At 68.1% G+C, this 12,645-nt stretch carries 15 protein-coding genes; 9 read left to right on the forward strand and 6 right to left on the reverse strand.

Features of this window, described 5'->3' with window-relative positions; genetic code table 11:
* Positions 1–143: 143 nt before the first annotated feature.
* The 8 genes from Q0L89_RS09335 to Q0L89_RS09370 are packed head-to-tail and all read left to right on the forward strand — an operon-like array spanning position 144 to position 6,908.
* Positions 144–1,274 (forward strand): cytochrome D1 domain-containing protein, encoded by a 1,131-nt coding sequence (locus Q0L89_RS09335; RefSeq protein ID WP_296764247.1) that lies wholly within the window; start codon positions 144–146, stop codon positions 1,272–1,274.
* A gap of 3 nt (positions 1,275–1,277) precedes the next feature.
* Positions 1,278–2,270 carry an Lrp/AsnC family transcriptional regulator gene (locus Q0L89_RS09340; protein WP_296764216.1) on the forward strand — a complete coding sequence of 331 codons (993 nt, stop codon included), beginning with the start codon at positions 1,278–1,280 and terminating at the stop codon, positions 2,268–2,270.
* Entirely contained in the window at positions 2,267–2,716 is a 450-nt protein-coding gene (locus Q0L89_RS09345; protein ID WP_296764218.1) for an AsnC family transcriptional regulator, read from the forward strand. Before Q0L89_RS09340 ends, Q0L89_RS09345 begins: the two co-directional genes overlap by 4 nt.
* Entirely contained in the window at positions 2,713–3,201 is a 489-nt protein-coding gene (locus Q0L89_RS09350; RefSeq protein ID WP_296764221.1) for an Lrp/AsnC family transcriptional regulator, read from the forward strand. Before Q0L89_RS09345 ends, Q0L89_RS09350 begins: the two co-directional genes overlap by 4 nt.
* 1 nt (position 3,202) lies before the next feature.
* A complete protein-coding gene (gene nirJ, locus Q0L89_RS09355) occupies positions 3,203–4,417 on the forward strand; it encodes a heme d1 biosynthesis radical SAM protein NirJ (RefSeq protein ID WP_296764223.1) in 1,215 nt (404 codons plus the stop codon).
* Positions 4,392–5,960 carry a nitrite reductase gene (locus Q0L89_RS09360; RefSeq protein ID WP_296764226.1) on the forward strand — a complete coding sequence of 523 codons (1,569 nt, stop codon included), beginning with the start codon at positions 4,392–4,394 and terminating at the stop codon, positions 5,958–5,960. The genes nirJ and Q0L89_RS09360 overlap by 26 nt, the downstream gene beginning before the upstream one ends.
* A gap of 13 nt (positions 5,961–5,973) precedes the next feature.
* Entirely contained in the window at positions 5,974–6,660 is a 687-nt protein-coding gene (locus tag Q0L89_RS09365; RefSeq protein ID WP_296764228.1) for a sirohydrochlorin chelatase, read from the forward strand.
* Positions 6,657–6,908, forward strand: a complete 252-nt coding sequence (locus Q0L89_RS09370) for a hypothetical protein (RefSeq protein WP_296764231.1) — start codon at positions 6,657–6,659, stop codon at positions 6,906–6,908. The genes Q0L89_RS09365 and Q0L89_RS09370 overlap by 4 nt, the downstream gene beginning before the upstream one ends.
* Positions 6,909–6,930: 22 nt before the next feature.
* Here Q0L89_RS09370 and Q0L89_RS09375 read toward each other — a convergent pair whose 3' ends face one another.
* The 6 genes from Q0L89_RS09375 to rfbC form a co-directional block, all read right to left on the reverse strand.
* Positions 6,931–7,860, reverse strand: coding sequence for a DMT family transporter (locus Q0L89_RS09375; RefSeq protein WP_296764232.1), 930 nt, complete (start codon positions 7,858–7,860; stop codon positions 6,931–6,933).
* Positions 7,857–8,672, reverse strand: a complete 816-nt coding sequence (locus Q0L89_RS09380) for an alpha/beta fold hydrolase (RefSeq protein ID WP_296764235.1) — start codon at positions 8,670–8,672, stop codon at positions 7,857–7,859. The genes Q0L89_RS09375 and Q0L89_RS09380 overlap by 4 nt, the downstream gene beginning before the upstream one ends.
* Positions 8,673–8,804: 132 nt before the next feature.
* Positions 8,805–9,677, reverse strand: a complete 873-nt coding sequence (gene rfbA / locus Q0L89_RS09385) for a glucose-1-phosphate thymidylyltransferase RfbA (RefSeq protein WP_296764237.1) — start codon at positions 9,675–9,677, stop codon at positions 8,805–8,807.
* Positions 9,674–10,528 (reverse strand): dTDP-4-dehydrorhamnose reductase, encoded by an 855-nt coding sequence (rfbD, locus tag Q0L89_RS09390; RefSeq protein ID WP_296764239.1) that lies wholly within the window; start codon positions 10,526–10,528, stop codon positions 9,674–9,676. Before rfbD ends, rfbA begins: the two co-directional genes overlap by 4 nt.
* Positions 10,525–11,568, reverse strand: coding sequence for a dTDP-glucose 4,6-dehydratase (rfbB, locus tag Q0L89_RS09395; RefSeq protein WP_296764240.1), 1,044 nt, complete (start codon positions 11,566–11,568; stop codon positions 10,525–10,527). Before rfbB ends, rfbD begins: the two co-directional genes overlap by 4 nt.
* Positions 11,565–12,134, reverse strand: coding sequence for a dTDP-4-dehydrorhamnose 3,5-epimerase (rfbC, locus tag Q0L89_RS09400; RefSeq protein WP_296764242.1), 570 nt, complete (start codon positions 12,132–12,134; stop codon positions 11,565–11,567). Before rfbC ends, rfbB begins: the two co-directional genes overlap by 4 nt.
* Positions 12,135–12,185: 51 nt before the next feature.
* Between rfbC and Q0L89_RS09405 the strand changes: the two genes are divergently transcribed.
* Positions 12,186–12,509, forward strand: coding sequence for a hypothetical protein (locus Q0L89_RS09405; RefSeq protein ID WP_296764244.1), 324 nt, complete (start codon positions 12,186–12,188; stop codon positions 12,507–12,509).
* Positions 12,510–12,645: the final 136 nt, after the last annotated feature.

The raw sequence follows: 12,645 nt of genomic DNA on the forward strand, positions 1-12,645 counted from the left end.
CCGCACCCGGTCGCGGGGGCGCTGCCCCCGTCGCGCGATGCGCGACTCCCCCGGAGTATTTCGAGAAAGATGAAGGCCCGGGCACAGGCAGGCTTCATCTTTCCAGAAATACTCCCGCCGGAGGCGTCCGGCAGTTGCTGCTGATGGTGGCGCTGGTTATTTGCGCGGCGCTCGCGGGGGGCGCCCGGGCGCAGGCCACGGGCGGGCTGGGCCTGGTGGTCGAACGCGCCGACGGGGCGCTGGTGGTGGTCGATCACACGCGCCGCGAAGCGATCGGTCGCATCGAGGGGCTGGGCGATCTGAGCCATGCGAGCCTTGTCTATTCCCCGGACGAGCGTTTCGCCTACGTGTTCGGCCGCGATGGCGGGCTGACCAAGGTCGATATCCTCGCGCGCGCGGTGGTCGGCCGCGTCATGCAGGCGGGCAATTCCATCGGCGGGGCGATCTCGGACGACGGGCGCTACGTGGCGGTGTCGAACTACGAGCCCGGCGGCGTGCGCGTTTTCGACGCCGACACGCTGGAAATGGTGGCCGACATTCCCACCGGATCGAAAACGGTGGGTCTGGTGGACATCCCCGGCACGCGCTTCGTGTTCTCATTGTGGGACCGGGGCGAGACGTGGATCGCCGATCTGTCGGCGGAAACGCCCGAGATCACCAGGATCGCCGGCATGGGCGCCAACCCCTACGACGCGCTGGTGACGGCAAACGGGCGCACCTATATTGCGGGGCTGTTCGGCGCCGACCACCTGAGCGCGCTGGACCTGTGGCAGGACGACCCCCGGCCGCGGCCCATCCTGCCCGGCTATGCCGATGGGCGCGAGGGGCTGCCGGTCTACAAGATGCCGCACCTGGAGGGCTGGGCGCTGGCGGGGCGTGAATTCGCCCTGCCCGCCATGGGCCAGCACGAGGTGTTGTGGGTCGATGCCCGCACGCTCAAGGAAACCGGGCGCACCCCCACTCACGGACAGCCCGTTTTCGCCATGGCACGGCCCGATGGCCGCCATGTCTGGGTGAACTTCGCACACCCGAAGAACGACACCATCCAGGTGATCGACACGCTGACCAAGCGGGTCGTTCACGAGTTCAAACCCGGCCCGGGGGTATTGCACATGGAATTCACCCCAAGGGGCCATGAGGTATGGCTGTCGGTACGCGATGCCGACAAGGTGATGGTCTACGATACCGAGACCTTCGAAAAGCTGGGCGAGATCGATGCGCGCAGCCCTTCGGGCATCTTCTTTACCGCGCGCGCGCACCGCACGGGGCTTTGAGGGATGGACCGCTTCGCCGATCCCGTCGACCGGGCGCTGCTCAACGACTGGCAGCGCGGCTTTCCGGTCACCTTCCGGCCCTTCGGCGCGCTGGCGCAGCAGCTTGGCACGAGCGAAAGCGACGTGATCGCCCGGCTGCGCGCCAAGCGGGCGGCGGGACAGATCACCCGCGTCGGCGCGACGGTCGCGCCCAACACAATCGCCGCCAGCACGCTGGCCGCCGTCGCCGCGCCCGAGCATCTGGTGGAGGAGGTGGCGCAGATCATCGCGGCAGAGCCGGGCGTGAACCATTCCTACCTGCGCGAGCACGACTGGAACCTGTGGTTCGTCGTCACCGGCCCGGACCGGGCGCATGTCGCCGCCACGCTGGCAAGGATCGGCGCGCAGAGTGGGTTGCGGGTGCTCGACCTGCCGCTGGTGCGGCCCTTCAACTTGGACCTGGGCTTTGACCTGCGCGGCGGCGGGGTCGACGCGGCGCAGGCCGTGCCGCCGCCCGACACCGGCCAACTGCGCCCGGGCGACCGCGCCCTGCTGCAGGCGCTGACGCACGGCCTGCCGTTGCAGGCGCGGCCCTACCTGGCGCTGGCCACGCGGCTGGGCCGCGACGTGAACGATGTCATGGCGCGCATCCGGGCGCTTTGCGCGGCGCGCGTCATCAGCCGGTTCGGCATCATCGTGCGCCACCGCGCCCTGGGCTGGCGTTCCAACGCGATGGTGGTGTGGGACTTGCCCCATGACGCGATCACGCGCGCCGGGCCGCTTCTGGCCGCGCAACCGGGCGTGACGCTGTGCTACGAGCGCCGCCCGGCCAAAGGTGTGTGGCCCTATCGGCTCTATTCGATGATTCACGCCCGCAACCGGGCCGAAGCGCTGGCGCATATCGACGCCGCCGCGGCCCTGCCGGCGCTGCGGGACGTGCCGCACCTGGCGCTGTTTTCCAGCCGCTGCTTCAAGCAGACCGGCGCCATGGTGGCCGCGGAAAGGACACGCGCATGACCCTTGATGCCACCGATCGGCTGATCCTCAATCGCCTGCAGGAGGGCCTGCCGATTGCGCCCGACCCGTTCGGGACCGTGGCGGGGGAACTGGGGCTGGACACGACCGACCTGATCGCCCGGCTGGCGCGGATGAAGGCCGCGCGCGTGATCACCCGGTTCGGCCCGTTCTTCGATGCCAGCGCCATGGGCGGGGCGTTCTGCCTGTGCGCAATGGCGGTGCCGGCGGACGAATTTGAGGCGGTCATGACAAAAGTCAATGCCTACAGCCAGGTGGCGCACAATTATCAGCGCGACCACTGGCTCAACATGTGGTTCGTCCTGGCAACCGAAACCGAGGACGAGATCGGGTCGGTGGCCGCGTCCCTTGCCCGGGAAACGGGGTACGATGTGCTCCGTTTCCCAAAACTCAGGGAATTCTTCATTGGCTTCAGGGTCGCCGCATGAGCATCGACGCCACCGATCGCCGCATCATCGCCGCCACCCAGGCCGGCCTGCCGCTGGTGCCCGAGCCATATGCGGCGGTTGCCGCGGGGCTGAGCCTGCCCGAGGCCGAGTTGTGCGAACGGCTGCGCAGCCTTCAGGCGCGCGGCGTCATTCGTCGTATCGCCGCGGCGCCCGACCACTATGCCCTGGGGCTGGTGGCCAACGGCATGTCGGTCTGGGATGTGGACGACGCGCAGGTAGGCGCCCTGGGGGCGCGGGTGGGCGCGCTGGATTGCGTCAGTCACTGCTACGAGCGCCCGCGCGCCCTGCCCGACTGGCCCTACAACCTGTTCGCGATGATCCACGGGACCAGCCGCCATGAGGTCGAGCAAAAGCGCGCGCAAATCTCCGCGCTGCTCGGCGATGCCTGCCGGGGCGGAGATATCCTCTATTCCACGCGCATCCTCAAGAAAACCGGGCTGCGTCTGCGGCCCAAGGAGGGCTGAGATGTTCCGCCTCACCGACTACATGCAACAACTGATCACACCCACGCCGCCGCCGCGCCCGCGCGCGGCCGCGACCGTCAGGCCGGTGGTGATCTGGAACCTTACCCGGCGCTGCAACCTGCGTTGCCGGCACTGCTATACCGTTTCTGCCGACGTGGATTTCCCCGGTGAGCTGTCGCACGACCAGGCGTTGGCAACGCTCGACGATCTGGGCGATTTCGGCGTGCCTGCGCTGATCCTGTCGGGGGGCGAGCCGCTGGACAGGTTCGACTTCTTCGATCTGGCCCGGGCGGCGCGGCCCAAGGTGCGGATGCTGGCGCTGTCCACCAACGGCACGAAGATACACGGGCAGACCGCCGACCGCGTGGCCGAGATCGGCTTCGAATATGTCGGCATCTCCATCGACGGTATCGGCGCCACCAACGACTGGTTCCGCGGCGTCGACGGCGCCTTCAACGACGCGGTGCGGGGGGTGCGCGAATGCAGGGCGCGCGGCATCAAGGTGGGGCTGCGATTCACGCTGACGCGCGACAATGCCGGGCAACTGCCAGACCTGCTGCGGCTGTGCGACGACGAAGGCGTGGACAAGTTCTACCTGTCGCACCTCGTCTACGCGGGCCGTGGCGACAAGAACCGCGGCGAGGATGCGGTACACGATCACACGCGCGCGGCGCTCGATACGCTGATCGCGCGGGGCTGGCAGGCAGCGACGGGGCAGGCGCCGCTCGACATCGTCACCGGCAACAACGATGCCGATGCCGTCTACCTGCTGCGTTGGGCCGAACGGCATTTCGATGCGGCCAGCGTGGCGCATCTGCGCGCGCACATGCAAGCATGGGGCGGCAATTCCTCCGGCCTGGGGGTGGCCAATATCGACACGCTGGGGCGGGTCCACCCCGATACCTACTGGTCGGACTACACCGTCGGCAACGTCAAGACGGCGCGGTTTTCCGATCTGTGGACGGGCGACGACCCGATGCTGGCCCATTTGCGCCGCCGCCCCCGCCCGCTCAAGGGGCGCTGCGGGGCCTGCGCCTACCGGTCGGTGTGCGGCGGCAATACCCGCATCCGCGCGCTGCAACTGACCGGCGATCCCTGGGCCGAGGACCCGGCGTGCTACCTCGACAACGCCGAGATCGGCCTGCCCGAGGCCGACCGGCTGACCGTCACGCCATTCCGGGGGAAACGCCATGATCCGGCGCACCGTTTTCAGTAGCGCGCTGGCGCTGGCCGGGGCGCTGGCCCTGTCGCCGGCGGCGCAGGCGGGGCCGGGGGCGGCGGCGCTTTACCGCGATCATTGTGCCGAATGCCATGCCAAAAGCCGCCTGGGCGGCACCGGGCCGGCGCTGATTCCGCAAACGCTGAAACGCATGCGCGGGCCGAAGGTGGCGCAGGTCATCGCCAGGGGGCGCGCGGCCACGCAGATGCCCGGCTTTGCCGACACGCTGAGCGAATCCGAGATAGCCGACCTGGCCGCCTACCTGGAAGCCCCGCTGGCGCAGGTGCCGGAATGGGGGGCGCAAGAGATTGCCGGGACGCGCACGCTCGACCCCGGATATGCGCCGGCCGCCGCACCGTTGTTCAAGGCCGACCCGCTGAATATCACGCTGGTGGTGGAAACCGGCGATCATCATGTCAGCGTGCTGGACGGCGATACCTTCAAGGTGCTCGACCGTTTCGCGACCCCCTTCGCCGTACATGGCGGGCCGAAATTCAGCCCCGGGGGGCGCTTTGTCTTCATCATGTCGCGCGACGGCTGGGTGCAGAAATACGATATCTGGTCGCTGCAAGAGGTCGGCCGCGTGCGCGCCGGGCTCAACAGCCGCAACATCGCCATCAGCCGCGACGGCAAGTGGCTGGCAGTGGCCAACTACCTGCCGATGACGCTGACGATCCTGTCCACCGCTGACCTGGGCGTGAAAAGGGTGATGCCGGTGGTGGGCAAGAGCGGGCGCAAGAGCCGTGTCTCGGCCGTCTACCAGGCGCCGCCGCGCGACAGCTTCATCCTGGCACTCAAGGACGTGCCGGAAATCTGGGAAGTGGCCACAGACCCCAACGCCGACCCGGTCTACGAGGGGTTCGTGCATTCGCGCGAAAAGGGGATGGTCGAGGCGCTGCCATCCTCGCAGGGGCTGTTCGCGCGCCGACGGATCATGCTGGGCCAGCCGCTCGATGACTTCTTCTTCACCGACGACTACCGCAACCTTGTAGGCGCGGCACGGGACTCTGGGCGCGCGGTGGTGGTCAACCTCAATGTCGGCCGCGAGATCGCAGACCTGCCGCTGCCGGGGATGCCGCATCTGGGGTCGGGCATCTCGTGGCGGCGCGCCGGCCGGCGGGTGATGGCCACGCCGCACCTGCGCGAGGGGATGCTTTCGGTGATCGACACCGAAACCTGGAAACCGGTGACCACAATCGAAACCAAAGGCCCGGGATTTTTCCTTAGAAGCCACGAGAACACGCCCTACCTGTGGGCCGATGTCTTTTTCGGGCCGAACCGCGACGCGATGCATGTGATCGACAAGCAGAGCCTCGATATCGTCAAGACCCTGCGGCCGGTGCCTGGGGCGACGGTGGCACATGTGGAGTTCACCCGCGACGGCAGCCACGCGCTGGTCTCGGTGTGGGAAGACGACGGCGCGGTGATCGTCTACGATGCCGCCACGCTGACGGAAGTCACCCGCCTGCCGATGCGCAAACCCTCGGGGAAATACAATGTCTTCAACAAGATCACCTTCTCGGAAGGCACCAGCCACTGACCCCGCCGCCATCGTGGTAAGCCACGGCCAGCCCGGCGATCCCGACCCGGCCGAAGCGACACTGGCGGCGTTCGCAGCGCAGGTGGCGCACGCCCTGCCCGGCTGGCATGTGGGTTCGGCCACGCTGGCAAGGGAAGGCGCACTCGACGCCGCGCTTGCGGCGGCCGGGTCGGCGCCGCTGGTCTATCCGCTGTTCATGACCGAGGGCTGGTTCACCGGCGACAACCTGCGCGCCCGCCTCGCCACCGCCCCCGACGCGCGGCTGCTGCGCCCGTTGGGCGTGTCGCCCGACCTGCCGGCGCTGGCCGCCGATCTGCTGCGCGAGGTGCTGGCGCGCCAGGGCTGGCAGGCAGAGACGGCGCAATTGCTCATCGCCGGGCACGGGTCGGGGCGCAGCCCCAATTCGGCGCGCGACACGCGCGCCTTCGCGCAAGGCTTGGGCGAACGTCTGCCGCTCGCCGAGGTACGCGTGGGCTTCATCGAGGAGCCGCCCTTCCTGGCCGACGCCGCCGCCGGGATGGGGACGCAAGCGATCTGCCTGCCGTTCTTTGCCGCCCGCGGCGGGCATGTGACGGGCGATATCCCCGAGGCGCTCGACAAGGCGGGTTTTCAGGGGCCGCGGCTCGACCCGATCGGCTGCGCCGCGGGCGTGCCGGAACTGGTGGCGCGGGCGCTGGAAAGCGCGCGGGTGGCGACATGACTGCGCAAGGCGACAACCGGAGCGACGGGCCGCGCACGGGGCGGCTTTACCTGCTGCTGTACCCGTTCACCGCGCTGGCGGTGGCGATCAACCTGTTCATGCTGGGGTTGTTGTGGCAGGCGGTGGGGCTGCCGGCGCTGTCACCCGTCGCCGCGCTGTTGACGAGCATCCCGCTGGGGCTGCCAATCAACTGGTGGGTGACGAAATGGGTGCGCGGCCTGATCGACGAGGCCGAGGGGCGCCGCTGACCCTTTGCCCGGTCCATGCGCCCTACCGCCCCGCCAGCGTGCGCAGGCGCGGCCAGAACAGTTCGACCAGCACGCAGCTTGTCACCAGCACGATCGCCAGCACCTGCAACGGCGTCGGGTAGGAGGCGAGGATCAGCACCGCCAGCACCGCCGCGATCACCGGCTTGAGGAAGAACAGGTACGAGGCGCGCGTGATGTCGGGCGCCGCCGACAGCCCGCCGAACCACATCAACTGCGTCACCGTGGTGTTCCACAGCGCCAGGATGACCAGGGACCACGCCGCCAGCGCCGGCTTGTCGACGATGCTGGCGGGGTTGACCCACTTGCCCCAGGCCGCGCCGACCAGCAGCCACAACCCGATGCCGCCGGTCATCATCGTCAGCGCGATGATCTTCAGCCCCCCGTGGCGCGCCATCACCGGTTTGACCAGCACCGCGTAGAATGACCCCAACGCCGCGCAGCCCGTGGCCAGCAGAACGCCGGGCAGCGTGCCCACCCCGCCTGCCAGCGCGTCGAGCGCGCCATCGGTCAGCAGCACGGCAATGCCCAGCAAGGCCAGGATGCCGGTCGCGATCTTTACCGTGCCGGGATGCACGCCGTTGACCACCCAGTTGGCCAGCCCGACGAAGATCGGGATGGTGGTGGTGACGGTGGCCACCTGGATGACGGTGGCGTAATCCAGCGCCCAGTGGAAGAACAGGTAGGTGACGGTCACACCCATCAGCGACAGCCAGACGATATGCAGCCCCTCGCGCCGCAGAGGTGTTATCAGGTCGCGGCTGTCGCGATGCATGAGCGCCCAGAGGATCAGCCCGAAACCGCCCAGCAAATAGCGCCAGACAGAGGTTTCCGGCCCACCGACGCCGCCCAGCTTGGCGAAGAACTCGGAACTCGCGTGCCCGGCCACGCCGATCAGAACCGCCGGGTAGGCCCATTTCTCGGGAATGTTCATGCGCCGGTCTCCGCGCCGAAGCGTGCCAGGCTGTCGGCCAGCCGTGCCGGGGCCTCCTGCGGCAGCAGGTGCCCGGCCTGGGCCCAGTCCTCGCGCCGCGCGTCGGGGAGTTGCGCATAAAGCCTGTCCACGATCTCGCGGTCGAGAAACACCCGGTCCTGCAAGCCGGTGATCACCAGCGTGGGCAGGGAAAGCGCGCTGTAATCGAGCGCCCAGTCGGTGTGCGCGGCATTGCGCATCAGGTTCATGTGCCCGTGTTCGGGTGGAAGCGGGGTGTAGTCACCATTGAGAAAGTTCTCGCGCGCCCGGGCGGCGAAATCGGCGTTCACCAGCAGCGGGAACAGCGCGTCCATGAACAGCCCCACACCGCCATGCGCAACGATGCGCGCCATGGCGTGGTTAACCCAGTCGATGCGCGGGCCGATCTCGCGCAGGGTGTTGAGCAGCACCAGCCCCTCGGCCTTTGCCCTGCCCAGCACCGCGCGCGCCGCGTAAAGCCCGCCGATGGACAGGCCCACCAGAATCGGCCGGGCGGGGCGCAATTCGGCCAGCAGCCGCCCCAGGTCGGAAACTATGACTGCGTCGGTCAACTCAAGCCCCGGATCGAAGGGCGAGTCGGCCTGACCGCGGAAATTCCAGCTCAACGTGCCGAAACCCGCCTCGCGCAGCGCCGGGGCGACGGCGGCCTCCCAGGCTTCGGTCGAGCCGGTGAGCGCGTTGACAAAAACGAAGGTCGGCGCCCCGTCGCGGGCGGGTGCATGGTGCAGGTAATAGAGCGCGTCACGATGGCTGAGCGTGAGGTGCATCGACATCTCCTCCTCCGGGCAGACCCCACGGGCATGGCAATATCCGGCTTGATGGAGCCATGCGGGCCGACCCAAGTCCTTGCAGATCGACCACAGAACGGCGCAAGGCGCAAGGCCGATGGGCGCGGTAGCATCGGCTCAGCCGATGAGCGTGCACAGGTAGCGGCCGTAGTCGTTCTTTTCGAACTGGCTGGCCCGCTCGGACAGCGCCGCGGCGTCGATCCAGCCTTTGGCGAAGGCGATCTCGTCGGGGCTGCCGGTTTGCAGCCCCTGGCGGGTTTGCAGGGTGCGCACGAAATTTCCCGCGTCCAGAAGGCTGGCATGGGTGCCGGTATCGAGCCAGGCATAGCCGCGGCCCATGGTTTCGACGGTCAGCGTGCCCTCGGCCAGGTACATCTCCAGCAGCGCGGTGATTTCCAGCTCTTCGCGGCCCGAGGGAGTGACCCGCGCGGCCTTTTGCGGCGCCGTGCCGTCGAGGCAGTAAAGCCCGGTCACCGCGTAATGCGAGGGCGGGTTTTGCGGTTTCTCCACGATCCCGCGCACGTTTCCGGTCGCGTCGAAATCGACCACGCCGTAGCGTTCCGGGTCGGCCACCCGGTAGCCGAAGACGGTGCCGCCTGCGTGGCGCGACGTTGCCCTTGCCAGCATTTCGGGCAGGCCGTGACCGAAAAAGATGTTGTCGCCCAGCACCATCAGCGACGGTGCGCCGTCCAGAAACCCCTCGGCCAGCGTGTAGGCCTGCGCCAGCCCGTCGGGCGAGGGCTGGGTGATGTAGCCAAGCCGGATGCCCCACTGGCTGCCGTCGCCCAGCACGCGGCGGAACTGGTCGGCGTCCTCGGGCGTGGTGATGACGGCGATGTCGCGGATTCCGGCCAGCATCAGCACCGAAAGGGAATAATAGATCATCGGCTTGTCGTAGACCGGCAGAAGCTGTTTCGACACGCCGAGGGTTACGGGATAGAGCCGCGTGCCTGAGCCGCCGGCGAGGATGATGCCCTTGCGATCTGTCATGGCGTTCCTTTCAGTTCCTCTATGACCGCGTCGAGCGCGGCGCGCCAGTCGGGTTGCCCGAGGCCGAAAGCGGCCCGCGTCGCGGCACAGTCGAGCCGCGAGTTGAGCGGCCTGCGCGCCGGGGTGGGGTAATCGGCGGTGGAAATGCCGGTTATTGCCACGTCGCGCCCGGCCATGGCGAAGATCGCCTCGGCAAAGCCTTTCCAGCTCACGTCCGGCGCGCCGGAAAAGTGGTAGATACCGCTCTTGCCCGGATCGGCGCGCAGCGCCTCGGCGATGGCCAGGCAGGCGCGGGCGATATCGGCGGCGGGCGTCGGACCGCCGATCTGGTCATCGACGATGTTCAGGGCGTTGCGGGCTTGCGACAGACGCAGCATGGTGCGCACGAAATTGCCCCCGTGCGCCGAGAACACCCACGAGGTGCGCACGATGGCATGAGTGCCGCCGGCCTGCGCGATGGCGCGTTCGCCGGCCAGCTTGGACCGGCCATAGGCATTGATGGGGGCGGGGATATCCTCGGGGCGCCACGGGGCTGCGCCGCCGCCGTCGAAGACGTAATCGGTCGAGACATGCACCAGCGGAATGCCCAAGCCTGCGCATTCACGCGCCATCGCGCCGGGGGCGTCGGCATTGATGGTGGTGGCCAGCGCCTCCTCCGTCTCGGCACGATCGACGTCCGTATAGGCGGCGGTGTTGATGACGGCGGCGGGGGCATGGGCGCGAATGGCCTCGGCGCAGGCTCCCGGGTCGCTCAGATCGGCCGCGTCGCGGCCCAGGAACACTGCCCCGGGGGTCGCACGGGCCAGTTCGGCGGTCACCTGCCCGGTCTGTCCGAAAACCAGCAGGCTCATGCCGACAGGCCCCGCCTTTGGCCCGCGCCGTTTGGATCGAGCAGCGGGCGCCACCAGCCTTCGTTGGCGAGATACCACTCGACGGTGCGCTCCAGCCCTTCCTCCAGCGTCACCGATGGCCGCCATCCCAGCTCGGCCCGGATGCGGCCCGGGTCGATGGCATAGCGGGCGTCGTGGCCGGGACGGTCGGCGACGAAGGTTATCAGGTCGGCGTACTGGCCCTCCGCGCGCGGGCGCTTGCCGTCGAGGATGGCGCAGAGCGCGCGCACCAGTTCCAGGTTGCTGCGCTCGTTCTCGCCGCCGATATTGTAGCTGCGCCCCACAGCGCCCTGTTGCAGCACCCGCAGCAGCGCGTCGGCGTGATCCTCGACATATAGCCAGTCGCGCACGTTCGCGCCCTGCCCGTAGACCGGCAGTTGCCTGCCCGCCAACGCATTGAGGATCACCACCGGGATCAGCTTTTCGGGAAACTGGAACGGACCGTAATTGTTCGAGCAATTGGTCAGCACCGCCGGCAGGCCATAGGTGCGATGCCAGGCACGTACCAGGTGATCCGACGCCGCCTTGGAGGCCGAATAGGGGCTGCGCGGATCGTAGGGCGTGTCTTCGGTGAACTGCCCCTCGGGGCCGAGCGAGCCATAGACCTCGTCGGTCGAGATATGAAGGAAGCGGAACGTTTCGGGCCGCCCCTGCCCCACCCAATGGGCGCGCGCGGCTTCGAGCATGTTGTAGGTGCCGGTGATGTTGGTCTCAACAAAGGTGCCGGGGCCGTCGATGGAACGGTCGACATGGCTTTCGGCCGCCAGGTGCATGACCGCGTCGGGCGCATGCGTGGTAAAGATGCGGCTCAGCGCAGCACGGTCGCGGATATCCGCATGCTCGAAAGCGTAAAAGGGGCTGTCGGCCACCGCCGCCACGTTCTCGGGCCGGCCGGCATAGGTCAGCGCATCGAGGTTGACCACCTCATGCCCGCGCGCGATGGCCTGCCGCACCACCGCCGAGCCGATGAAGCCGCAGCCCCCGGTGACAAGCAGTTTCATGACGCGCGGCCCTCCCATGTGAAATATGCCGGCAGGTCGCGCAGGCGCGGCGCCGCGGCGTCCTTGTCCGACAGCACCGGCGCGGCCTCAAGCCCCCAGTCAATGCCCAGATCGGGGTCGTCGTAGCGCACGGCGGCGTCGCAGTCGGGGGCATAGTAATCCGAGCACTTGTAGATGACCTCGGTATCGGGCGCGCGCGTCACGAAGCCGTGCAGGAACCCTTCGGGGATCAGCAATTGCCGGCCGTTGTCAAAACTCAGCTCGACCCCCACCCAGTGCCCGAAAGTGGGGCTGGCGTGGCGGATGTCGACGGCCACGTCGAAAAAGGCCCCGCGCCCGCAGCGCACCAGCTTGGCCTGCGCGTGGGGCGGGGCCTGGAAATGCAGCCCCCGCAATGTGCCCGCCTGCCGCGACAGCGAATGGTTGTCCTGCACGAAGTCGATGTCGATGCCGGCCGCGGCCATCCGCCGACGGTTCCAGCTCTCGGAAAAGAACCCCCGCGCATCCGCGACGCGCGCAGGCTCGATGATCAGAACGCCCGTCAGGGCGGTTTCCTCGACCTTCATGCCGGGTTTCCCTCGATCCGTTGCTTGGCGGTCGCGATGCGGTGCGCGCGCATGATGCGTGCTGCGGCGCAGATCGGCAAGCCGGATCGCCGCCGCGGCGCACGCACCGGCAGCGCCGGCACGCGCCCTGATCGCGAATGCGCGCCATGCGAATCAATCTGCGCGCGCATCGTCCACGGGGCATGTCCAGACGCGGTTCCCGACGTGCCAGCGCGCCACCATCGGGTTTTTTCTGTTGTGTTTTCTGGTGGTGGTTGGGGTTGGTTTGGGTGTTTGTTTGTTTTTTTGCGTCTGACGTGGCCTGGGTACAACGACTGGGTCGGGATTGTCTTCGGCGGGCATTTTTCCGGTTCAATGGCGGTTTTTTTGCGCTAGTGTTCCGAGTCTGACGCTTCCTACCTATTTCCACGGATTTCATCGAGAGCGTCCAGCGCGCGACGTTCCCGGGTGAGGATATCTTCGGCGGTTTTGGTCCATTTGAAGGGCGTCGGCGTCGTGTTGTGCTGCGTCA

This window comes from Sediminimonas sp., assembly GCF_024637375.1.
Classification (GTDB): Bacteria; Pseudomonadota; Alphaproteobacteria; order Rhodobacterales; family Rhodobacteraceae; genus Sediminimonas.

What these genes read in the sequence shown, in the direction of transcription:
- Q0L89_RS09335 (WP_296764247.1), top strand. Translation starts at nt 144, where the DNA reads ATGGTGGCGCTGGTTATTTGCGCGGCGCTCGCGGGGGGCGCCCGGGCG.
- Q0L89_RS09340 (WP_296764216.1), top strand. Translation starts at nt 1,278, where the DNA reads ATGGACCGCTTCGCCGATCCCGTCGACCGGGCGCTGCTCAACGACTGG.
- Q0L89_RS09345 (WP_296764218.1), top strand. Translation starts at nt 2,267, where the DNA reads ATGACCCTTGATGCCACCGATCGGCTGATCCTCAATCGCCTGCAGGAG.
- Q0L89_RS09350 (WP_296764221.1), top strand. Translation starts at nt 2,713, where the DNA reads ATGAGCATCGACGCCACCGATCGCCGCATCATCGCCGCCACCCAGGCC.
- nirJ (WP_296764223.1), top strand. Translation starts at nt 3,203, where the DNA reads ATGTTCCGCCTCACCGACTACATGCAACAACTGATCACACCCACGCCG.
- Q0L89_RS09360 (WP_296764226.1), top strand. Translation starts at nt 4,392, where the DNA reads ATGATCCGGCGCACCGTTTTCAGTAGCGCGCTGGCGCTGGCCGGGGCG.
- Q0L89_RS09370 (WP_296764231.1), top strand. Translation starts at nt 6,657, where the DNA reads ATGACTGCGCAAGGCGACAACCGGAGCGACGGGCCGCGCACGGGGCGG.
- Q0L89_RS09375 (WP_296764232.1), bottom strand. Translation starts at nt 7,860, where the DNA reads ATGAACATTCCCGAGAAATGGGCCTACCCGGCGGTTCTGATCGGCGTG.
- Q0L89_RS09380 (WP_296764235.1), bottom strand. Translation starts at nt 8,672, where the DNA reads ATGTCGATGCACCTCACGCTCAGCCATCGTGACGCGCTCTATTACCTG.
- rfbA (WP_296764237.1), bottom strand. Translation starts at nt 9,677, where the DNA reads ATGACAGATCGCAAGGGCATCATCCTCGCCGGCGGCTCAGGCACGCGG.
- rfbD (WP_296764239.1), bottom strand. Translation starts at nt 10,528, where the DNA reads ATGAGCCTGCTGGTTTTCGGACAGACCGGGCAGGTGACCGCCGAACTG.
- rfbB (WP_296764240.1), bottom strand. Translation starts at nt 11,568, where the DNA reads ATGAAACTGCTTGTCACCGGGGGCTGCGGCTTCATCGGCTCGGCGGTG.
- rfbC (WP_296764242.1), bottom strand. Translation starts at nt 12,134, where the DNA reads ATGAAGGTCGAGGAAACCGCCCTGACGGGCGTTCTGATCATCGAGCCT.
- Q0L89_RS09405 (WP_296764244.1), top strand. Translation starts at nt 12,186, where the DNA reads ATGATGCGTGCTGCGGCGCAGATCGGCAAGCCGGATCGCCGCCGCGGC.